Origin of the sequence: Chryseobacterium oranimense (assembly GCF_900129755.1) — a bacterium.
Lineage (GTDB): Bacteria > Bacteroidota > Bacteroidia > Flavobacteriales > Weeksellaceae > Chryseobacterium > Chryseobacterium oranimense.
The window spans coordinates 913,699-934,560 of the sequence record NZ_FQWT01000001.1 but is presented as its reverse complement, the minus strand read 5'-3'; the positions used below and the strand labels follow the sequence as shown (position 1 = coordinate 934,560).

General features: G+C 37.3%; 21 protein-coding genes. 9 read left to right on the top strand and 12 right to left on the bottom strand.

Going from position 1 to position 20,862, the window contains the following annotated elements; genetic code table 11:
• The first annotated feature begins 98 nt into the window (after nt 1-98).
• Nucleotides 99-419 carry a MazG-like protein gene (locus tag BUB03_RS04250; RefSeq protein ID WP_073060463.1) on the top strand — a complete coding sequence of 107 codons (321 nt, stop codon included), beginning with the start codon at nt 99-101 and terminating at the stop codon, nt 417-419.
• A complete protein-coding gene (locus BUB03_RS04245; protein WP_073060460.1) occupies nt 416-964 on the top strand; it encodes a DNA-3-methyladenine glycosylase I in 549 nt (182 codons plus the stop codon). Before BUB03_RS04250 ends, BUB03_RS04245 begins: the two co-directional genes overlap by 4 nt.
• Before the next feature lie 9 nt (nt 965-973).
• Here the strand turns inward: BUB03_RS04245 and BUB03_RS04240 are convergent, their stop codons facing one another.
• Together BUB03_RS04240 and BUB03_RS04235 are read right to left on the bottom strand one after the other, a co-directional pair.
• Complete coding sequence (locus BUB03_RS04240; protein ID WP_073060457.1) at nt 974-1,420, bottom strand: hypothetical protein; 447 nt, start codon at nt 1,418-1,420, stop codon at nt 974-976.
• Between the two features lie 145 nt (nt 1,421-1,565).
• On the bottom strand, nt 1,566-1,949 hold the full coding sequence (locus tag BUB03_RS04235; protein WP_073060455.1) for a winged helix-turn-helix transcriptional regulator: 384 nt from the start codon (nt 1,947-1,949) through the stop codon (nt 1,566-1,568).
• Between the two features lie 90 nt (nt 1,950-2,039).
• On the opposite strand from BUB03_RS04235, the gene BUB03_RS04230 reads away from it, so the two are divergent.
• Nucleotides 2,040-2,570 (top strand): NAD(P)H-dependent oxidoreductase, encoded by a 531-nt coding sequence (locus tag BUB03_RS04230; protein WP_073060452.1) that lies wholly within the window; start codon nt 2,040-2,042, stop codon nt 2,568-2,570.
• 1 nt (nt 2,571) lies between these two features.
• On the opposite strand, the gene BUB03_RS04225 is transcribed toward BUB03_RS04230, so the two are convergent.
• The 4 genes from BUB03_RS04225 to BUB03_RS04210 form a co-directional block, all read right to left on the bottom strand.
• A complete protein-coding gene (locus BUB03_RS04225; RefSeq protein ID WP_073060449.1) occupies nt 2,572-3,339 on the bottom strand; it encodes a hypothetical protein in 768 nt (255 codons plus the stop codon).
• A 10-nt stretch (nt 3,340-3,349) separates the two neighbouring features.
• Nucleotides 3,350-3,586 (bottom strand): hypothetical protein, encoded by a 237-nt coding sequence (locus BUB03_RS04220; protein WP_139258755.1) that lies wholly within the window; start codon nt 3,584-3,586, stop codon nt 3,350-3,352.
• 266 nt (nt 3,587-3,852) lie between these two features.
• Nucleotides 3,853-5,439, bottom strand: coding sequence for a patatin-like phospholipase family protein (locus BUB03_RS04215; RefSeq protein WP_073060444.1), 1,587 nt, complete (start codon nt 5,437-5,439; stop codon nt 3,853-3,855).
• Nucleotides 5,440-5,575: 136 nt separating this feature from the next.
• Complete coding sequence (locus BUB03_RS04210) at nt 5,576-6,475, bottom strand: magnesium transporter CorA family protein (RefSeq protein ID WP_040998850.1); 900 nt, start codon at nt 6,473-6,475, stop codon at nt 5,576-5,578.
• Nucleotides 6,476-6,548: 73 nt separating this feature from the next.
• Between BUB03_RS04210 and BUB03_RS04205 the strand changes: the two genes are divergently transcribed.
• Nucleotides 6,549-7,571, top strand: coding sequence for a 3-oxoacyl-ACP synthase III family protein (locus tag BUB03_RS04205; protein ID WP_040998852.1), 1,023 nt, complete (start codon nt 6,549-6,551; stop codon nt 7,569-7,571).
• Between the two features lie 160 nt (nt 7,572-7,731).
• Here the strand turns inward: BUB03_RS04205 and BUB03_RS04200 are convergent, their stop codons facing one another.
• Complete coding sequence (locus BUB03_RS04200) at nt 7,732-8,892, bottom strand: thioredoxin family protein (protein ID WP_073060442.1); 1,161 nt, start codon at nt 8,890-8,892, stop codon at nt 7,732-7,734.
• 287 nt (nt 8,893-9,179) lie between these two features.
• Here BUB03_RS04200 and BUB03_RS04195 point away from each other — a divergent pair, with 287 nt between their 5' ends.
• Nucleotides 9,180-10,805: a helix-turn-helix domain-containing protein gene (locus BUB03_RS04195; protein ID WP_175547479.1), complete on the top strand. Its 1,626-nt coding sequence runs from the start codon at nt 9,180-9,182 to the stop codon at nt 10,803-10,805.
• Between the two features lie 489 nt (nt 10,806-11,294).
• On the opposite strand, the gene BUB03_RS04190 is transcribed toward BUB03_RS04195, so the two are convergent.
• From BUB03_RS04190 to BUB03_RS04165, 5 genes are all read right to left on the bottom strand, one after another.
• Nucleotides 11,295-11,504: a hypothetical protein gene (locus tag BUB03_RS04190; protein ID WP_040998856.1), complete on the bottom strand. Its 210-nt coding sequence runs from the start codon at nt 11,502-11,504 to the stop codon at nt 11,295-11,297.
• Between the two features lie 192 nt (nt 11,505-11,696).
• Nucleotides 11,697-11,930 carry a hypothetical protein gene (locus tag BUB03_RS04185; protein ID WP_040998858.1) on the bottom strand — a complete coding sequence of 78 codons (234 nt, stop codon included), beginning with the start codon at nt 11,928-11,930 and terminating at the stop codon, nt 11,697-11,699.
• A 296-nt stretch (nt 11,931-12,226) separates the two neighbouring features.
• Complete coding sequence (gene pruA / locus BUB03_RS04180) at nt 12,227-13,852, bottom strand: L-glutamate gamma-semialdehyde dehydrogenase (RefSeq protein ID WP_073060437.1); 1,626 nt, start codon at nt 13,850-13,852, stop codon at nt 12,227-12,229.
• Between the two features lie 394 nt (nt 13,853-14,246).
• A complete protein-coding gene (locus BUB03_RS04175; RefSeq protein WP_040998862.1) occupies nt 14,247-15,353 on the bottom strand; it encodes a DNA topoisomerase IB in 1,107 nt (368 codons plus the stop codon).
• 201 nt (nt 15,354-15,554) lie between these two features.
• Nucleotides 15,555-15,992, bottom strand: coding sequence for a DUF6526 family protein (locus tag BUB03_RS04165; protein ID WP_073060431.1), 438 nt, complete (start codon nt 15,990-15,992; stop codon nt 15,555-15,557).
• 282 nt (nt 15,993-16,274) lie between these two features.
• Between BUB03_RS04165 and BUB03_RS04160 the strand changes: the two genes are divergently transcribed.
• The 4 genes from BUB03_RS04160 to BUB03_RS04145 all read left to right on the top strand — a co-directional run bounded on the left by BUB03_RS04160 (nt 16,275) and on the right by BUB03_RS04145 (nt 20,744).
• A complete protein-coding gene (locus BUB03_RS04160; protein WP_073060428.1) occupies nt 16,275-18,044 on the top strand; it encodes an aminopeptidase P family protein in 1,770 nt (589 codons plus the stop codon).
• 424 nt (nt 18,045-18,468) lie between these two features.
• A complete protein-coding gene (locus BUB03_RS04155) occupies nt 18,469-19,035 on the top strand; it encodes a Crp/Fnr family transcriptional regulator (RefSeq protein WP_040998868.1) in 567 nt (188 codons plus the stop codon).
• Nucleotides 19,036-19,146: 111 nt separating this feature from the next.
• Nucleotides 19,147-20,169, top strand: a complete 1,023-nt coding sequence (locus tag BUB03_RS04150; protein WP_073060425.1) for a saccharopine dehydrogenase family protein — start codon at nt 19,147-19,149, stop codon at nt 20,167-20,169.
• Nucleotides 20,166-20,744: an NAD(P)H-dependent oxidoreductase gene (locus BUB03_RS04145; protein ID WP_073060423.1), complete on the top strand. Its 579-nt coding sequence runs from the start codon at nt 20,166-20,168 to the stop codon at nt 20,742-20,744. Before BUB03_RS04150 ends, BUB03_RS04145 begins: the two co-directional genes overlap by 4 nt.
• The last annotated feature ends 118 nt before the right edge of the window (nt 20,745-20,862 follow it).

The window sequence follows — 20,862 nt, the reverse complement described above, 5'->3', positions numbered from 1 at the left end:
AAAACTCTCAGGATAAAAAATTTAAATTAAAAAGACTACTGACAAACAGTTGTCACAATCTTGATTTATCTTTACCTTCTGAATTAATTATAAAAAGAATGGATCAAAATAATTTTGACGAAATCATAAATCGTTCTTTAAAGATCAGAGAACAGTACCATCAGCTGGAAAAACAGCATCACGGCACAGAATGGACCTTGGAAGAAGATGCTCTGGCCTATCTTACGGATGCCGGACTTGTGGGAAGAAATATCATGTCGCATCAGAAAAGATGGCTGAAAAAAGATTCTGCTGCAGAGCTAGAACATAAATTGGGTGAAAATATCTGGTGGATTATTGTTTTAGCAGATCGTACTGGGATAGATATTAAAGAAGCTTTGGAAAAATTTTTAACCAAAACAGAAAATTTATTTAAATGAGTTATTGTTCAGCAATAGAAGGAATGAAGCCTGAAAGCAGGAAGGAACTTCATAAAAATTACCACGACAACCATTACGGATTTCCGATCCACGATGACAATGAGCTTTTCGGAAGACTGATCCTGGAGATCAACCAGGCAGGGCTGAGCTGGGAAACAGTACTCAAGAAAGAGGAAAGCTTCAGGAAGGCATACAGCAATTTTGATATCCGGGCTATTGCTGCTTATACGGAAGCAGACCGGGAAAGACTGCTGAATGATCCCGGAATTATCCGCAACCGCCTGAAAGTTAATGCTGCTATTGAAAACGCTAAAACCATTCTAAACTTACAGGAGGAATTCGGCTCATTTGAAAAATGGCTGGAGCATCATCATCCTAAAACCCTTCCTGAATGGATGAAACTCTTTAAAAAAACATTCAAATTTACCGGCGGGGAGATCGTGAATGAATTTTTAATGAGTACAGGATATCTGAAAGGGGCGCATGCAGAACATTGTCCTGTTTATAAGGATGTTATGAAGCAGGAACCGCTTTGGATGAAGTAGAGTTACAGATTAATCCTGCATATTAAAATAAACCAGAAAATTATTTTCCTCCCCTTCAATATAAAAATAGTCAAAATAGATACCCAGCTGATATTCATAATGCCCTTCATTCACATTCTGAAAGTGATAAATCCTTTTTCTTTTGGTCTCAGATGCTAAAGACTGATAAAAGCTTTCTACATATTCCGTATTTTCTGAAGGGTTTGTATTGGCATTTTTTGAACCTTCACATTCAAAGAACCAATGATATATGGCTTTTTTGAATTCAGATTCGCTTATTTCATGTACAGTCAATGTATCGTTGTATTTTAAATGAAAATGGGTTCTCATAAAATCCGTCGCATGGATAGATTGATCAAACGGAACAATCTCAAATTCATAGTAATAATTGGCCCCGGGATTATTTCTGGATGCCTGGAAAGATAAAGTTTCTCTTAAAGAGTCTAATGCAGTCATAAAGTTGTTGTAAAATCTGTTTTATAATGAAATTAATTTCTATTGAATCAATGGGTATGCATCTACATCAATAGCAACGGACTTTAGTCCGTTCAATAATAAACATATGCAATCCGGCTTTAGCCTAAACCCGGATCTACAGTTTCTATAGCTTTGAAACAGAATCTGCATTTTTCATGATTTCCTTATGTTCTTTGCCCCATTTTTCAAATTCCAGGATAATGGGTTTTAACTTATACCCGATTTCAGTAAGTTCATATTCCACACGCGGAGGAACTTCTGCGTAAACAGTTCTGGTAATGATCCTGTCTTCCTCCAGTCTGCGGAGCTGGAGTGTCAGCATCCGTTCCGTGATATTGTTTAATTTTTTTCTAAGTTCTCCAAATCTTAATTTTCCGTTGATCAGATAACAGCAGATCGCAAGGGCCCACTGTCCGCCAATCGTATTGGAAGCGTAGATCTCCGGACACTCGTCGGCCAGGGCTTTTTTATTGGCAAAATTGGTTGATGTTTCCTTTATTTTAGTCATTACTTACATTTTTTATAGTACCATACAATTGGACACTAATGATAGAAATGTAAGTTACGTATATTATTTTTGCTGAAGAAATTTAAACAAATGAAAACATTAATTATCATTATTCACCCGGAAATGGGAAAATCGGTGATCAATAAAAGATGGATGGAAGAACTGAAAAAGTATCCTGAAAAATATACCGTTCATTCATTATACGATGCTTATCCGGACGAAAAAATCGATGTGGCAAAAGAACAGCAGCTGATAGAATCTTATGACAAAATTGTTTTCCAGTTTCCGTTTTACTGGTTCAGCAGTCCGCCACTTCTGAAAAAATGGTTTGATGAAGTGCTTCTTTACGGCTGGGCTTACGGAAGTAAAAGCGGCTTCAAAGCAGGAGGAAAGAAAATAACATTAGCCGTTACAGCAGGAATTGATGAAGAAGGGTACAGCGCTTCCGGAAAATATAAATATACCATGAATGAGCTTTTCCGGCCTTACGAGCTGACTTTCGATTATATCAGGGCAGAGTATAAGGAACCTTTTGTGTATTACGGAATCGAAAATGATCCTTCAGAAGAATGGGTGGAAAGGAGTGTGCCGATATATCTGGAGTTTTTGGAGGCATTATAAGTTAATAGGAGTTATCTTTATAAATTAGGCCCTGATAACTTCCAAGATTTCTTTTAATATCTAATACTATTCCCGGAATATAGGTGTAGCCGTCTTCAAAAAGATATTCCATTGTGCTGCGGTTATTTTTATTGCCGTTAAGGTAAGATTCCAGATGTTTCCATGTACTTATCTGCATATTCGGATCATTTCTACTATCAGAAATTATAAAGTTTTCTTTGATATCCTGTTGGCATGGATCTTTTTTGTATCCGGCAATATTAAAGCATAATACAACAAGGTAATCAATCATCAGCCGTATTTTCTGGGTATTCAGATAGGATGAATCATTATACCATTCGAAATCTGTGGGATTTAGAAGCGGCAAATAAAAATCTCTGATTCCGTCATCAGTAAGTGCAAAAAATACAGGAACTTCATATCGTACATTGAGGTTTCCGATTGCAATCAGACCATATTCTGCAAAAATAATTTCATCACCCTGATGTTTATCCTGATAATACCAGGTAAACCAATCAAAAATGGCAGAAAACTCATTATGTTCCAAAGTGAATTTCTCTGTCTGAAGCTTTTTGAGAATCGTTTCATAGGAAGTATTGAGGTAATCGAGGCTATTTTTGTTGTTAATCAGATAATTTTGAAAGGTTCCGAAACTTGTATTTAGATTGCTGTTGTATATTTCAGGAAGGGCTGTATCAGAAAGTTTGGGATACAGTCTTTCTTTGATTTTGGTTTTATCAATTTTGTAAAGTTCTATGAATCCGCCCATATTAATTTTTTTATTTTTTATAATCTACATTTTCAATCCTCCAACTGATTAATTTTGAATCACTTTTATAAATCAAATGCAGGTTAATATAGCCGTTTGGATCAATCAAGCCTGTTTTTTCTTCAATAAAATAAATTTCAGCTCCGGTTTCTTTATTAATTTGATCTGGTTTTCCGATGAGTTTGATTACCTCTTTTTTGCTGGTCCCTTTTTTATTTCCATGTTCAAAGCTGAGAATATTTTTCATCAGGTGATTTAGCATTTTCTTGCGATGTCCGCTGTATAATGCTGAATCTCCTGAAAGCCATTTCTCTTTGTCAAATTGCTCGGAATTACAGCTTATGAGGAAAAAAAGCAAATATTGGCAAATAACAGGTATTTCCAAAAGGACATATTGATTTTAGTTTTTGGATAATATTTCAAGTTTTTGTAAAAATTATTAGAAAGGGCAAATTGTAGGTTACTATTAAATGATTATTCTTTTATTGAAAGTTCTGACATATCCAAAATTCCTTACCCCACCGTTTTCGTATCCTCCTCTTTCAGAATCTTTTTCTCCTTCATCGAAAGCATCATTCTTTCATACTTATATTTTTCCCAGTCAAACTGATTCAGGAAGTCAAGGGCAGCCTGAAAGCCTCTGTTGAACAGATCTTCTTTTTCTTGTCTTTTCATGAAGAAATTCAGCCAGCTGCTTGTTCCGCAGTTTACGCTTTGGATACTGTAAAGACGATAGAAACTATGCTTGGTTAAGAATGTTTTGTCATTAAAACCTTTTAAAGTACTGATGATGTTTCCGGCATAAGAAAAAGGAGTTTTGAGAATTTCCTCACTGGTTTTTCCCTTTTCTGAAAGAAGATCCGAATCACTCGTTAGCTGTACCCCGAAAAGTGGCATCCTTGGATAAAATACATCGCTTGCGTGAAAGATATCGATCGGAAAATTGGAAATACTTCCGCCATCAATAAAAAGTCCGGCAGGGTAGATGCCTTCCGGTTTCGTATTCATCCAGAATTTCCAGGCATATTTCACAGAATCATCATCCTTATTAATTCTCTTCTGGAATGGCTCAAAAAAGAACGGAACAGACATGGATGCCCTTACAAATTCAGCGGGACTGATGTGCTTCAGTTCCTCTTCCGACCAGTATAAATTGGCCATGGTAGGAAGCTCAACCTTGATCTTGGCATTAATATCGGTAGTAATCACAACATATTCCGAACGGAGTTGGTAAAAAGGATTGTTCTTGTAATAATCGTTACCCACGGCACTTTCATAGAATATTCTGTAGCTTGTCTGATCAATATGTTCAATATTTTTACCCTTGATCGCTTCTATGCTTTTCAGGGCAATCGTATAATACTCCTGATTGTTTCCGTAGCGGTAATTCAGTTTCAGGTCATATTCTTTCTGGATAAATTTTTCATTAAGATTAGCTACTGTTTTGATTCCGAAACTATCCAGGACATTTTCCATTGTTTGGAGAAACGTATTTCCGGGATTGAACCCGCTGTTCTGCTTTCTGAAATCATTATAAAACTTTTTGATGCAGAAAAAGGAAATGATTACAGGAATTAAAGGAATCAGGAAAAGCAGCTTGGCATTGAGGGTCGTTTCCGGCCGGGCAGCAAAAGGAATAATCACCAGGATGATCATGACAACAGCAAGAATGATAGCATTGATCTTAAAGAAATTCTTATTGTTAAGAATCGCATGAATAGTGGTTTTCACATATTCTTTTCCATCCATGAAATCGGCGAAATTCCAGCTGAAGAGAATATCTTTGATGATTTCACTCTTAGCTTCCTCCTTGGTTTTACAGGCTGCAATAAGCATTGTATTGATGGCTCCTGCACTGGTTCCTGCTACTTTCAGGAAACGGATTCCGAATATTTCCAGCCCATAAAGATAACCTACCAGTGCACTTCCCCAGACACCGCCTCCTTCCTGAACAAACTCCACATATTGGTTTCCCCGGGCATCCAGCAGGTCGGAAAATTCTTTGGAAGAAATATTTTCATGCAATGCAGACAGTTTTTCTTTAGATGCTCCGGAAAGTACATTTTCCTTAAGGATTTTATCTAAATTTTCAGTTTTCATGGTGGTTGGGTGTTTAGCTGTTTGGGCTTAAATGCCAGGATTCAAAGATTACTTTTATTGTTATATCCGTATAAAATATTCAAAAGCTTTGTTATCAGCAACATTACCACCTTCTCCGCTTAATACCTTCCAGGAATTACCATTGCTTACGCCTTGCATAAATAAATGTGCAGATCACCACCAAAGCCATAATGCCCAAGGTTATAAAATAGCCGTATTTATGATGAAGCTCCGGCATATTATCGAAATTCATTCCGTAAACACCGGCAATGAAGGTAATTGGTAAGAAATAAACTGAATAAATAGCAAGCACTTTCATTACCTGGTTGGCCTTTTGATCCGAAAGTGCCAGGAACATCGAAATAAGGTTGGTGATCTGGATGTTCAGGTGGTCAAAATCCGCTACAACGTCCTTATGTTTATCTTTTAAATCAACGATTTCGGAGTCTTGCAGATTTAATAATTTAAATTTATCTACCGCATCCGTGGAAATGGTCAGCACTCTTGAATTCAGCCCGGATTTTCTTTTCAGCTTATACAGTCTTCTGATTTGGTTGGTATGGTTGGTATTTTTAAGAAAGATCTCATTTTCAATATTGTCCATAGTTTCCATAAGGCTGATTGATTCATCATCAAAGCTTTTCATAATCAGAAGGGCAATTGCCAAAGCTATTTTTGAAGGCGGAATATCTGCCTGCATCGAAGAGACCTGTTTCTTCGTCTCTGTAATGCTTCTGGTCTTCATCCTGTGGATGGTGATAATTGTATTATCCACCAGGAAAATCCCGATTTTTGTGCTGATGTCGCTTATTGTATTGAGGTTTTTCCGCTCCAGTTCTGTGCTTTCTCGGAGGAGATAAAATTTAATGTTGCCATCCTCTTCATACTTGGGAAGGTGGTTGGGATCCATCGTATCTTCCAGAAGAAGATTATTGATTTCATATCTTTCGTGAAGAAATTTCAGGTCTTCCGCTGTGGGAGCCTCTACATCTACCCATTCACATTGGGAGTCTCTGTATATCGTGTCGATTGGCATACAATAAAAATACTAATATTTTGAAAAACTATGTGTTAAATAATTTTATCTTTGCCAAAATTAAAAAAACTATATGATTAAAAGTACAATAAAAGGGATCGGATTTTATGTTCCAGATAATGTTGTTACGAATGATGATTTAGCAAAGTTGATGACCACCAATGACGAATGGATTACGGAAAGAACGGGCATCAAAGAAAGAAGACACAGAAAAAACAGAAATGATTCTCAGGAAACCACAGCTTATTTAGCATTTAAAGCTTCTGAAAAAGCTCTTGAAAAAGCGGGTCTTACCGCTCAGGATATAGATTATATTGTTTTTGCGACACTTTCTCCGGATTATTATTTCCCGGGTTGCGGGGTATTGCTACAGGATATGCTGGGATGTGATACCATCGGTGCTCTGGATGTAAGAAACCAATGTTCAGGATTTGTGTATGCTATGAGTGTTGCCAATGCTTTTATCAAATCAGGAACTTATAAAAATATCCTTGTGGTAGGAGCAGAAATCCATTCTTTCGGACTGGATTTTTCCGATGAAGGAAGAGGGGTTTCCGTGATTTTTGGAGATGGGGCAGGAGCTATCATATTATCTGCCACTGAAGATGAAAATGCAGGAGATATTTTAGCCGTCAACATGCATTCGGAGGGGAAATATGCAGATGAACTGTGTACTCAGTTTCCCGGATCTAAATTCGGGTGGAGCGACAGGATGAGAAAAGAACCTGAAAATGTAACGAATAAAGAAGTTTATCCTATCATGAACGGTAATTTCGTTTTCAAGCATGCGGTGACAAGATTCCCTGAAACAATGATGGAAGCTTTGAATAAAGCAGGAAAAACAGTAGAAGATCTTGATATGTTCATTCCTCACCAGGCCAATCTGAGGATTGCCCAGTTTGTACAGCAGAAATTCGGACTTCCGGATGAAAAGATCCATAACAATATCCAGAAATACGGAAATACAACGGCAGCTTCGATTCCTATTGCATTAAGTGAAGCTATTGAGGAAGGAAAAATCAAAAGAGGAGATCTTGTGCTTCTTTCGGCTTTCGGAAGTGGATTTACCTGGGGAAGCGTACTGTTTGAATATTAATTGAAAACAGGCAAAATAGCAAAACTGCAAAATAGCCAAATGCCAGAAGATAATTCCCCTCCTCCGGAGGGGTAGCAGATCAAAGATCTGACGGGTGGTAAAAATAAAAGCATCGGCCGGGCAAAGCCCGGCCGATGCTTTTTTATATAATAACTATCAATTAAAGACTTTTCAATAATTTCTCTGTATCTGTAGAATCCTGGCCTGTACTTTTAGCCAGCTGAACAGATTTTTCAGCCCAGATTTTAGCGTTCTTTTTATCTCCTATTTTGTTGTAAAGATTAGCCAGTGTATCTGTATTTGCATAGTTTTCATCTTTCTTTACAGATTCCTGGGCCCAGCTTACTGCTTTTTCCAGGGAGGCCTTATTGCTTACGTTTTCAAAAAAGTTCCACGCCAGGGAATTTAGCTCTTCTGAACTTGCTGCAGAATAATCTTTATACAGTTCCAGTGTCAGTTTCTCATAGGTCGGGATATCTTTATTCTTTAAAGCCCTGTTGGCTTTTGCTCTTTTCAGGGTTTTTTCAGCTTCGTCCTTAGGCATGAATTTTTGTGATTCCGCAAGGAAATAGCTGTCGTTCCACGATTTTGTATCTGCATTGTAAGACTTTTTAAGAACAGTATTGAGTTGTATGCTCTTGTCTACTTTTGCATATCGGTCTTCCGGCAGGATTTTGGTAATGTCGGATTTTCTTGACTGGAAAGTCTTGTATAACGGGCTTTCCGTACTTTGTATTCCAGAAAGCAGCATTTGTATATCTTCCTGGTCAAGCACGGTCTTTTGCTGGAAATATCGGTCCAGTACTTTTCCGGCAAATTCGGAATCGTTGTAAATGGTAAGGCCTGCAAGATTCTTTAAAAACTCAGGATCCTTTTCTCCGTTTTCAAACTTTTGTTTTAAGGCGGTAAGTCTTTTACTAGGATCTTCAGCATCTTTGGCAAACTGGATAAAATCCTTTTCCTCTACGTATCCTAATGTTCTGTGTACTTCTTCTCCGTCTCCATTAATGAAAAGATAGGTTGGAAATGCTTTTACATTATATTTCTTGGCAAGGCCTATCCCTTCTCCTTTTTCCATATCTATTTTAGCATTGATGAAATGGGAATTGTAAAAATCGCCAACAGTCTGAAGCGGGAAAATATTTTTCACCATCAGTTTACAAGGACCGCACCATGATGCATAGGCATCTACAAATACCAGTTTATTCTCCTTTTTGGCTTTTGCCAGTATAGCTGAGAAATTACTGTCTTCAAATTTAATTCCCTGTGCCAATGCCAGAGCTCCTATAAATAAAGAAGAAAATATTGCTAATTTTTTCATAAAAACTTTTTATTGATTACAAATGTAATAATTATGTTAACAATATGTCGGCATGGAAAGAAAATAGTTACGGATATTTTATTTCTAAATGTTATAAATCTATTTAAGGTAAAAACCTTTACGGATATGTTATTAAAATAAATGAAATTTGATTTTTTAGTTAAAAAAATTAAATAATTAAAGAATGTTTTAATAAAATATAAAATATTAGTAGCTTTGTAAAAACAAAAAGACACCCCATGAGAATGATGAATTATTATAAAATCAAAATAATAATTTGCCTTTTTATGTCTAGAAGTCTGCTGAAACTTTTGTTTTTGTTCATTACTGCTGTGCCTCTTCTTGCCCAGAAAAAATATAATTTTGACCAGGTCTGTGAAAGAACATCTGTTCAGGTAGATCCAAAAGAGATTCCTAAGGCCCTGAAAACAGCAGATTCATTATATATGAAGGCGCAAAAACCTCTGGACAAAGTGAAGAGTCTTTTACTTTCAGCAGAGCTGTATCATTCGTCAGGAGAATTCAAAAAATCTCTATGTTATGGTGAAAACGCCCATTCCCTGCTCAACCAGATTGATGATGCAGAATGGCAATCCCGTGTCAATAGGTTTTTAGCTAAAGAATACCGGCTGGTAGGACTTTTTGAAAGATCAAAAAAATATACGCGGCAAGGTATGGTAGCCGCAAAACGGATCACTGATGTTCAGGAAAAAGGAGAAATACTGGGATTGCTGAGTCAGGAAATGGCCTATTATGAAATTGAGCAAAGCAGCTACCCTGAAGCGGTGAAATATATTGAACAATCATTAAATTTCTTTGGGAAAGATGATCAGGATAATAAATGGGCAGTAGCCGCTTCTTATCAGATTCTTGGAGACATATATCTTAAGCTTAAAGATTACACAGCTTCTGAAAATCATTACAGGAAAGCAGAATCCTTGCTTAAAACTAAATGCTGTGTTCTGGGTCTGGTTTATAACGGACTGGGCGGGATCCGTCTGAAACAGAAAAACTGGAAAGATGCAGAATTCTACCTTAAAAAAGCTGAAAATATAGCAGACAGCTCAAAAAGTCTCAAACTGAAAAAAGCTGTATATTCCAATATCAATGATTTTTATGAAGGAACGGGGGATAGCTTTAAAGCTTCTCTGTATGCTTTAAAATATGTAAGAGCCTATGACGATCTTACAGCAACAAACCGCGAGCTTATTTTTAAAAGTCCTGAAGCACCAGTAAAGCCAAGTAAAAAAAACGCTCAGATCAGTATTGTTAAAAATACGGCAATTGTTGTACTGCTTGCTGCCTTGGTTGCTATTCTGGTATTCTTTAGAAAAAAGCAGAAGAAACAGCGTGCAAAATTCAGAAATATTATAAGAACACAGCTACAGATGATCGGTTCCCGCAGCCAGACATCTCCTTTAAAGACAGAAATTTCTGATTTCTCAAATATCTCTGTTGAAGAAGTGGATGACAGGGCAGGAGAGGACGATAAAAGAAAGAACGAATCCCTCATGATGACTTCCGAGACGGAAACAAAGCTTCTGGAACTTCTCGAAGAGTTTGAAAAAGGAGAGCTGTACAACAATAAGAACATGTCTTTGTCATTTCTGGCTGCAGAACTTAATACCAATACAAAATATCTGTCTTATGTAATCAACCGGCATAAAAGTGCAGATGTAAAAACATATGTTAACCGTTTAAGAATTAATTATATTGTAGACAAGCTTATCAATGATGATAAATACAGACAGTATAAAATAAGTATTCTGGCTGATGAATGTGGTTTTTCTTCGCACAGCAAATTTGCTTCCGTATTTAAGGCGGTGACTGATTTTTCTCCTTCAGCCTATATTAAGTATCTGGACTCTGGAAACCAACCAGATAAAAATACTCATTTTCACGAAAACAATTAAAAGCACCCTTTTTTTTGCATACAGTCTTTTCATTTTCACGAAAATGGGTAACCTATTGTTTTACCTAAGGCCTTCACATCTATATCTTTGCGGCAGCTTTACTGTAACAGGCATACTGCATGTGTCACTCTATTTAATCTTTGATTTCTGTAAAGCAGAACAGCGTTCAAATTTAAATGCAAAAAAACACTAACAGTATAAAATACCTGCAGTTATTTTATGCAAACCATGAAAATTTTAATTTAGTTAATGAGATGAAGGGGTCGTATCGGCAGATGTATTTTCCAATACTGCCTTTTGGAAAGATAATGATCATGCAGCGGTGCCGATTGCGACTTTATCTGATGGACTAACCGTGAAGAATTTTTAGATCAGGAATCAATATTTAAACCTGATACAATATTATAATACAATCGGGGTTGATTGCCCGGTTTTTTTCAGTCAAGTTTTTTTAAGTGTAAATCCGCAGTTTTGCTGCGGATTTACTTTTTATTTTGTCTTCAGAGTGTCGGTTTTTATTTTAGAAGAATCCTGAACGGTAGCAGCCGGCTCAGAATTAGCAACTGCTGAATCTCCCATTGTATTCCTTAGTGAATCCTTGTTGTGCTCATCTTTAAACTCTTCTCTTTTTTCTTTATTCTGAGCACAGCTTCCTAAAAACAAAACTCCCAGAACAGCTCCTATCCATAATTTTTTCATAATAATTAATTTTGATGTTTAAATACAATCAAATATAAAAAAATATTAAGCTCTTTTTATAGTTGCATGTTATATATTCTGATAAAATTATGTTTTTATACAGTATTTAAATTGAATCGTTGAATTCCAACAAAAAAATCCACAGAGCTTTCATCTGTGGATTTTCCATTTTTAGATTAAACTTATTTGTATCTATTTTGCCGGAGGTGTGGTTGCCATTGAATCTACTTTCATCTTGATTGTATCAGGATTAGTCACCTTTGCAGAATCTGTCGTACTCGGAGTTACGGTTCTGTTCGGTGTCGCGGTTCTGGTAGTATCTACTGCCGTTGAATCGGTAGTACCGGATGACATGGAAGATTCTTTGGTTCCGCAGCTCACAACTATTATCCCTAAACCTATGGCTGCTATCAAAAACTTTTTCATAATACTTTATTTTGGTGTATTTAGTAAAGTTCAATAATTATTCCTAAGTAATATTTAAAAGTATTAAAACATAGATAAAGTTTGTTAAAAGGTGTTAGGGAATGGAAATCAGGTGACAAGTTTAGGGTTTCGAGTTCTGAGTTTCGGGTTTTGAGTTTCGAGTTTTCGCTGGAATCAATTATTATCTTTCTAATACCATTCATAAAAAATCCCCGAAAATGATATTTCCGAGGGATTTTTTATAATTACTTATTGCTCATTACCGATTACTCATCATGAACAGGGTTTTATTGTAATTAACCTAGATACGGATACTTGTAATCTTTTGGAGAAACGAAAGTTTCTTTAATACTTCTTACAGAGGTCCATCTTAATAAGTTCATTTTAGAACCTGCCTTATCATTTGTACCTGAAGCTCTTCCTCCTCCGAAAGGCTGCTGGCCTACTACCGCACCTGTTGGTTTGTCATTGATATAGAAGTTACCCGAAGCATTTTCTAAAGCTTTGAAAGCCTCATTGATTGCATAACGGTCTTGTGCAAAAACAGAACCTGTTAATGAATAAGGAGAAGTGGAATCTACTAATTTTAAAGTCTCTTTCCAATCCTGATCTTCATATACATAAACGGATAAGATAGGGCCGAAAATCTCTTCAACCATACTTTCATAATGAGGATTAGTAGTTTCAATTACAGTTGGGTGTACAAACCATCCTTTAGAATCATCATATTTCCCACCGATTGCTACTTCAGCTTCACCGGATGCTTTAGCTCTTTCGATATATCCTTTGCATTTTTCAAAAGAGTTCTTATCGATTACTGCATTCACAAAGTTAGACGGATCTTCAGGAGAACCTATTTTAATAGAATTCATCTGGGTTTCCATTACTTTTTTCACGTCAGCCCAAAGCGATTTTGGTACATAGGCTCTTGAAGCTGCAGAACATTTCTGTCCCTGGTATTCGAAAGCACCTCTTACCAAAGCAGTCGCTACAGCCTCTACATTAGAAGAAGGGTGAGCAATGACAAAGTCTTTCCCACCTGTTTCCCCAACAATTCTTGGATATGTTCTGTAGTTATGGATATTATCACCGATCATTTTCCACATTCCCTGGAATACTTTCGTAGACCCTGTGAAGTGAAGACCTGCAAAATCAGGATGAGCCAAAACTTTCTCAGCAGTTTCTTTTCCGTCTGTAAAGATCATGTTGATTACACCGGCAGGAAGACCCGCTTCAGTTAATACATCCATGATTACTTTTGCAGAATAAACCTGCTTGTCGGAAGGTTTCCAAACCACAACGTTCCCAAGCATAGCCATACAAGTAGGCAGGTTTCCGGAAATCGCTGTAAAGTTGAATGGAGTTACTGCAAAACAGAATCCTTCCAATGGTCTGTACTCTACACGGTTCCAGATTCCAGCGTCAGAAACCGGCTGCTCAGAATACATTTCAGTCATGAATTCTACGTTGAATCTTAAGAAATCGATAAATTCACATGCAGAATCTATTTCAGCCTGGTGCACGTTCTTAGACTGGCCAATCATGGTTGCTGCATTGATCACATCTCTGTAAGGTCCTGCCAAAAGATCAGCTGCCTTTAAGAAAATCGCCGCACGCTGTTCCCAGCCCAGTTCGTTCCATTCTTTTTTAGCTGCCAGTGCCGCATTGATAGCGTCATCTACATGCTGCATGGTACCTTTATAGTAAAATCCGAAATCATGAGCATGATCCTGAGGAGACTGAAGCTGAACTTTTTCAGCAGTTTTCACTTCCTTTCCATTGATGATCATTGGAATTTCTGTCTTCTCAGCCCACATCTTTTTGTAAGTGGCGATAAGGCTTTTAACTTCTGGAGACCCCGGTACATAAGAATTTACCGGCTCGTTTACTGCAAATGGTACTTGCGAAATTGCTTTTGACATATTATGTTGTATTATTTTAAAAATTAATCAATATGTTGGTATACAAATTTACAATAATTAACGCAAAGAAAAAAAAGTCCTCATCTTTATAAAAGGAAGCCGATTACTGTTTTATATTCAAAAAAATATCATTTTGATGATACATAATAGATTGTTTTGATGCTTCTGGATTTATTTTTTTAATTGAATGTAACGATATTCCGTTTTATAGTAATTGTATAAATCAAAACATTGAAATAATTGTTGCGTTAGATGGCTTTAAGAGTAATTTATTAAGTGTCTGTTTATTAGGTATTTACTGGTATGCTGTTATCGGATAGGGATTATACGTGTCTCGATTTTGAACATTTTGCTTCAACAACTTTATCTTCAGGCATTAATCTTCCATTCGTCACTACATCTTTTCGTTTTCAAGGATTTTCAGTACCAGCTTTTCTTCATGGGTAAGGCCTGCTTTCCCGTCATTTTCCTCGATCTGTTCCAGTTCATCAAGATATTTTTTGATTGTATTGTTTTCGTACAGATTAATGACCAGCGGATGTACATAATATTTCCTGCATACTGTACTGGTGTTTCCAAGATGTTGGGCAACGATTTCCAGGGCTTCTTTTACTTTCTTTTTATACTGGCTGTTATTTTCAGCGTAACCGATTTCTTTAAAAGCGATCAGAGCACTTACAGTTCCGGACCAGGTTCTGAAATCTTTGGCCGTAAAATCTTCACCGCTTATTTCCTTAATATACTCGTTCACCATCCCGGAATCTACGGAATGACGGTTTCCTTCATCATCAAAATACTGGAAAAGTTCTTTTCCGGGAATATCCTTGCACTTCTGCACAAGCCTTGAAAGCCTTCTGCTTCTCAGGTCAATGCTATGCATGATCCCTTTTTTCCCTTTAAAAGAAAACGTAATCTTCTGGCCTTTAATTTTTACATGTTTATCTTTCAAAGTAGTCAGTCCGAAAGAACCATACAGCTTTTCATACGCATTGTTGCCAATACGGATGTTGGTATGCTGCATTAAACTCACGATTAACGCCAGTATTTTTCTTTTTTCGAAATTCCTCAGAGCCAGATCCTGTTCTACCTGAAGCCGTATATCTGGCAAAGCATACCCGAACTGAAGCATTCTGTAAAACTTGGTGTGGTTTCTTAAAGCGCTCCACAAAGGATGATATCGGTATTGTTTCCGTCGTTTTGCATCAAACCCTGTGGCCTGAAGATGGCCGTTTTCCAGGGCGCAGATCCATACATTTTCCCATGCAGGCGGAATAACCAGCTTATTAATCCGGCTGATTTCATCCTTATCCTTAATTTTCTCGCCGTCCTTATAATAAGAATACTTCTTTCCGGTTTTCTTGCGGGTAATCCCGGCAGTTTCCGCATCGGTAGTATAGATAAGGTGTACCGCCTTTGCGGAGGCTTCGGGATCCTTCATGATCTTTACAATTTTTGAAGGCTTTAAGTGGGAAATAATTTCCAGGTCAGTATTCTTCTCCATAAAAAATGGTTAAGAGTTCTTACCCCTCGAAAAGATCAGAAAAAGGATTACTACAACTGCAACGACTAGGATAATTCCCCACCACATTCCAGCCTTGAAAATGGTTTCTATTGCTTCACAGCTTGTTAATGTTAACAACGTGAATAGGGTCATACTGTATAAAGTCAACTTTTTCATGATATAAATATTTTGGTGTTATAATTAGATTCTTTGGTGGTCGGCTCTCCAGTTTTTGATGGAGCGCTTTATCTCATCGCCGGAGATGTTTTCGTGAAGTGCTTTGTACAATAGCTCTTTGAATTCATCATCATAGGCAAACCTCAATGCTGCGATCTGGTCAAATTTCAGCTTGTCGGCAACTTCATCAGATCTTTGCCCGAAAATCTCAAAATACCGCTGTTTAAATTCAAGCATTACCATACGGTTTTGAAGCCCAAGCGCATAATGCTGCCTCGTCATAAAAGCCAGATAGAAAAGCAGAAATATGACAATAGAAAATAATATCCAGATCAGCTGGTTTTCCATATCATTCCAGATCTTATAAATTCCATAAATTTCCAGCACGATGAGTAGCGGAAGATATATGAAATGATGCGGCGGATAAAACTTTCTGTGGTTTTTGTAATTCTGCTCTCTCATACGGTGAATAGTAGCAATAATCTTTCCAAAACTTTATATGTTTAATGATAATATTGTTTTTGTGGTATCTAAATCATTATTGAAATTGATATTGTATATTATTTTAATTAAATCGTAAAGATCAAAGAACTTATTCCACACAATTTCACAACAATTGGAAGTTTACATTTGCCCGGATGGTTTGTAAAGAAAAAAATAACAAATCATTAACGAAAATACGCTCCTGATTTCACTTCTGAACCTCATTTTTTCGTAACTTTCGGTGTTTAAAAAAAGAAAAGAATGACTTCAAAGGAAAAAGTGGCTGCGCTTCGTGAAGAAATGCAGAAAAATAATGTTGATGCATTTATAGTATATTCTGCAGATCCGCATATGAGCGAATATTTGCCTGAAGAATGGCAGGAAAGAGCCTGGCTGTCAGGATTTTTAGGTTCTGCAGGTTTTGTGGTAATAACAAAGGACAAAGCAGGCCTCTGGACAGATGGAAGGTATTTTACCCAGGCAGCCCTTGAGCTGGAAGGTTCAGGAATCGATCTTTTCAAAGACGGTATGGAAGAGACTCCCAATTATATAGACTGGATTATTTCCGAAATTCCTGCGGGCGGTAAAGTAGCCGTCAATGCTGTTGCCACTTCAAATGCCAATTGGGAACTGCTTTCACAGAAATTACAGTCAAAAAACATAACCTTGGTTGATCTTCCGCTCTTAAAAGAGATCTGGAAAGAGCGGGGAACGCCTTCGAAAAATCCAATTTTTGTACATCCGGTAGAAAGAGCCGGAAAATCTGTTACCGATAAGTTGGGAGCAATCCGTCAGAAAATGGAAGAGCTGGGAACTACCGTTCATATTGTGTCAAGCCTTGATGATGTAGCCTGGACCCTGAACCTAAGAGGAAGCGATGTACAAAGTAACCCTGTATTTTTAGGCTATGTAGTCATTACCAAAAATGATGCAGTGCTTTTCACAGACCTTGAAAAACTGGAAGTGGAAGCAAGGAAACAGATGGATGATTCCTTTGTGAAGATGATGCCTTACGAAGAGTTTTACAATTATCTGAAAGCATTCAAAAATGAAAACGTATTGGTTTCTCCCAACAGCAACCAGATGATTTTTGAAACTCTTAAAGAAAACAACCAGTTTACAAAAGCTCCGGTTCCCGGCAACCTGATGAAAGCTCAAAAAAATGAAACTGAGCTGGAGGGCTTCAGAACCGTAATGGTAAGAGACGGTGTTGCTATGGTAAAATTCCTTTACTGGCTGACTCACAATGCAGGGAAAGAAAGCATGAACGAATACTCTATCGGGGAGAAGCTGAGAGGTTTCCGTGCAGAAGGAGAAAACTTCGTGGGAGAAAGCTTCGGAAGCATTGTAGGATATAAAGATAACGGTGCTATTATGCATTATTCCGCCAAAAGTGAGGGAAGCAAAGAGGTGACCAATGAGGCAACCATTCTGGTGGATTCAGGAGGACAATATCTTGAAGGAACTACCGATATTACAAGAACTTTTGCTCTGGGAGCAGCTTCTGAGGATTTCAAAAGGAATTCAACATTGGTGCTTCAGGGTCTGATCCGTTTATCCATGGTGAAATTCCCGAAAGGAACAAAAGGTGTTCACCTTGATGCTATTGCAAGGCTTCCTTTATGGATGGAAGGGAAAGACTTCAATCACGGAACAGGTCATGGAGTGGGAAGCTTTATGAATGTTCACGAAGGTCCTCAGAACATCAGAAAAGATATGAACCCGCAGGATCTTCTTCCTGGAATGGTATGTTCCAATGAACCGGGATACTACCTGGAAGGGGAATACGGAATCCGTCATGAAAACCTGATCGCTGTAAAAGAAGCGGAAAAAACAATTCACGGAACCTTCTACGAATTTGAAACCCTTACTTTCTGCCCGTTCTTTAAAGATACCATTGTGACAGAAATCCTTTCTGAAAAAGAAATTGCATGGCTGAATGATTACCACAAAACCTGTGAGGAAAAGATAGGACCACACCTTGAAGGAGATGTTAAAGCCTGGTTCCTTGAACTGGTAAGCCCGCTTTAAAGATGATGGAATGGCAAATAGGAATATAACTGCCTGGCCATAAACATTGAGACTTAAACTTAAAATATGAACATTATAATTGTTAGATAAATCCCTGAAGCCCTGTAGAGAGATCTGCAGGGCTTTTTTTATAAATACAACCGTATTTTTACGGTAATAATTGTAGGGATTCCCCTGACAGAAGATTGTGCGGGACCATCTATCTTTGTATCAACAAAACATCATTCATATCTTCATATACTTAGTAAATTCAAAGCAGGTAAAACCATTTCGTTCTGAAGTGGTTTTATTTTTTCAACGATACCCATTCAAATAACCTGAGCATATCTTAGTTTTACTTAAATACAGATTCCCAATGTTTGCAATGAAGTTTGTATTTGTTTAATTTCGCTGAAATATTCAGAATTCCAGTATAACTTGAAATATGATAGAAAACTATTTCCGAAGCTTTAATATATTCTCAGAAAATGAGATCCGGGATTTCTTACAGCTTTTTGAAGCCAGAAAAGTATATAAAAATGATTTTTTTGTACAGGAAGGCGACAAATGCCGTGAAATAGCATTTATTGTATCCGGGATTTTTCGTTCCTACTATATTTCAGATACGGGAAAGGATATGACCTATTGTTTCCGGTTTCCCGATCAGCTTATGGCGGGTTATTCTTCCTTCATTTCAGATTGTCCCAGCAGGGAAAATATGCAGGCCATAACCGATGCCGATCTGATGGTTTTAAAAAAAGATGTTGTGGATAGTCTGGTAAAAGATGATCTGAACTGGACCAAATTTTTAAAAATAATTGCAGAACAGGAATATCTGGAACTTGAAAAAAGATTTTTTCAGCTCCAGAGAGATAGCGCAGCACAAAGGTATGAGGCTTTGATTGGCCATCAGCCTGATTATGTTCAGAAAATTCCGCTGCAATACTTAGCCTCCTATTTAGGAATTACTCAAAGGCACCTGAGCAGAATCAGGAAAGAAGTTACCGTATAAATAAACAACAGGCGGGCTCATTGAGAGGTAAAAAATAGACCTGAGATTTCCGTTTTAGACATTTGTCCTATACTACCGTGATAGGGCTCTATAATTTTGTAAAAAAAATATATGGAGCACAATATTCTGGTCGTTGGAGGGAATGGCCTTGTAGGTAAAACAATTATCCGCATTCTGAAATCGAGAAATCCGGATGTCAATATTTTTATTGGTGGCAGAAAAGGAGGGACAGGGAATCATCTTAAAATTGATGTGACGGACCCTCGCACTTTTCGAATGATCAAGGAAAAGGAAATTGATCTGGTTATTCTTTCCGTAAACGATAAGGAAGACCATATTCTTCGTTTCGTTATAGAAAATAAAATAGATTATCTGGACATCACTAAGCCTACTCCCGATCTTGTAAAAGCCTATGCCATTGCAAAAAATAAAGCAATACAGAGCAGAATCGTATTCAGTTCCGGATGGATGGGAGGTATCGTCAATGGTCTGGTAAAAACGCTGGCTGGCAATATGCAGGATATTCAGGAAGTGAAACTTTTCGTGTACTATTCCGTAAAAGACCTTGCAGGAGAGAGTTCGGCTCACTTTATGGCTGAAAATGTGGCAAAGCCTTTTATCAGATATGAAAATAACAGGTCAGTCCCTGTAAAGCATTTTTTAGATTCAGAAGATTTTGATTTTTCTTTCGGAATTGGGAAAAGGGAAGCTTATAATTTTGATGTACCGGATTTATATATTCTCAATCAGATTGAAAAAATACCCAATGTAAGCGTTAAGATGACGTATAATTCAAAATTTATAACCTGGCTTTTGGGGGCATTTCAAAAAATCAGGCTTTTTAATATCTTATCACTAAAAGAGCGGAAAATGATTTTCGGATCAAGTGGAAACGGTGACCAAAGCGTATTTGAAATTGTGATTAAAACTAAAAACGGCAATGAAAAGCTTAGCCTTCAGAGTACAAAAGGTCAGGCAGAACTGACGGCGCTTTCTGCGGTACTTCATACGGAAGAACTCTTGAAAAAGACCCATGAAAATAAGGTATACTTCAGTCATCAGCTGCATCAGCCTTCTTCTCTTCTGGAAAAACTCAAAGCTTATGAAACTATTAATATAAAATCCTCGCGATGAAAAAAATAGCCATTATCAACGGGCATCCCAATAAAAATTCCTTCAACTTCGGAATTGCGGAAGCCTACAGAATAAGAGCTGAAAAATCAGGATCGGAAGTAAGAGAAATTATAATAGCTGAACTGAATTTTGATCCTGTTCTTCACTTCGGTTACCAGCAGAGAATGGAGCTGGAACCCGACCTGCTGAATGCATGGGAAACGATACAATGGGCGGATCATCTGGTCTGGATTCATCCGGTGTGGTGGGGAGGTATGCCTGCACTGATGAAAGGCTTTATAGACAGGCTTTTTCTTCCGGGATTTGCATATCGTTACAGGGAAAACTCCGTTTGGTGGGATAAGCTGCTGAAAGGTAAAACAGGCCATATCATCACAACCCTTGATCAGCCTGGATGGTATTACAGGCTTTTTTACGGAAGGCCAAGTATTAATCAGCTGAAAAAATCAACTCTGGAATTCTGTGGGGTAAAACCTGTTAAGGTTACTTACTTGGGTATTATAAGAAATTCCACAGACATTCAGCGCTCAAAATGGCTTCAGAAAGCAGAAGAATTGGGAAGAAAGCAAAAATAAACTGCTGTTGAGGGGAATAAAATGATGAAGCAATTTTATAGTTATTAAAAAATAATCATTTAAAATCTCACAGATTTCATGAATGACTCAGATTGTTTTTTAAGAGAAAAATATTTTA

Bases quoted from the DNA above. Each gene is read 5' to 3' on its own strand.
- BUB03_RS04250 (WP_073060463.1), top strand. From the start codon at position 99: ATGGATCAAAATAATTTTGACGAAATCATAAATCGTTCTTTAAAGATC.
- BUB03_RS04245 (WP_073060460.1), top strand. From the start codon at position 416: ATGAGTTATTGTTCAGCAATAGAAGGAATGAAGCCTGAAAGCAGGAAG.
- BUB03_RS04240 (WP_073060457.1), bottom strand. From the start codon at position 1,420: ATGACTGCATTAGACTCTTTAAGAGAAACTTTATCTTTCCAGGCATCC.
- BUB03_RS04235 (WP_073060455.1), bottom strand. From the start codon at position 1,949: ATGACTAAAATAAAGGAAACATCAACCAATTTTGCCAATAAAAAAGCC.
- BUB03_RS04230 (WP_073060452.1), top strand. From the start codon at position 2,040: ATGAAAACATTAATTATCATTATTCACCCGGAAATGGGAAAATCGGTG.
- BUB03_RS04225 (WP_073060449.1), bottom strand. From the start codon at position 3,339: ATGGGCGGATTCATAGAACTTTACAAAATTGATAAAACCAAAATCAAA.
- BUB03_RS04220 (WP_139258755.1), bottom strand. From the start codon at position 3,586: ATGAAAAATATTCTCAGCTTTGAACATGGAAATAAAAAAGGGACCAGC.
- BUB03_RS04215 (WP_073060444.1), bottom strand. From the start codon at position 5,439: ATGAAAACTGAAAATTTAGATAAAATCCTTAAGGAAAATGTACTTTCC.
- BUB03_RS04210 (WP_040998850.1), bottom strand. From the start codon at position 6,475: ATGCCAATCGACACGATATACAGAGACTCCCAATGTGAATGGGTAGAT.
- BUB03_RS04205 (WP_040998852.1), top strand. From the start codon at position 6,549: ATGATTAAAAGTACAATAAAAGGGATCGGATTTTATGTTCCAGATAAT.
- BUB03_RS04200 (WP_073060442.1), bottom strand. From the start codon at position 8,892: ATGAAAAAATTAGCAATATTTTCTTCTTTATTTATAGGAGCTCTGGCA.
- BUB03_RS04195 (WP_175547479.1), top strand. From the start codon at position 9,180: ATGTCTAGAAGTCTGCTGAAACTTTTGTTTTTGTTCATTACTGCTGTG.
- BUB03_RS04190 (WP_040998856.1), bottom strand. From the start codon at position 11,504: ATGAAAAAATTATGGATAGGAGCTGTTCTGGGAGTTTTGTTTTTAGGA.
- BUB03_RS04185 (WP_040998858.1), bottom strand. From the start codon at position 11,930: ATGAAAAAGTTTTTGATAGCAGCCATAGGTTTAGGGATAATAGTTGTG.
- pruA (WP_073060437.1), bottom strand. From the start codon at position 13,852: ATGTCAAAAGCAATTTCGCAAGTACCATTTGCAGTAAACGAGCCGGTA.
- BUB03_RS04175 (WP_040998862.1), bottom strand. From the start codon at position 15,353: ATGGAGAAGAATACTGACCTGGAAATTATTTCCCACTTAAAGCCTTCA.
- BUB03_RS04165 (WP_073060431.1), bottom strand. From the start codon at position 15,992: ATGAGAGAGCAGAATTACAAAAACCACAGAAAGTTTTATCCGCCGCAT.
- BUB03_RS04160 (WP_073060428.1), top strand. From the start codon at position 16,275: ATGACTTCAAAGGAAAAAGTGGCTGCGCTTCGTGAAGAAATGCAGAAA.
- BUB03_RS04155 (WP_040998868.1), top strand. From the start codon at position 18,469: ATGATAGAAAACTATTTCCGAAGCTTTAATATATTCTCAGAAAATGAG.
- BUB03_RS04150 (WP_073060425.1), top strand. From the start codon at position 19,147: ATGGAGCACAATATTCTGGTCGTTGGAGGGAATGGCCTTGTAGGTAAA.
- BUB03_RS04145 (WP_073060423.1), top strand. From the start codon at position 20,166: ATGAAAAAAATAGCCATTATCAACGGGCATCCCAATAAAAATTCCTTC.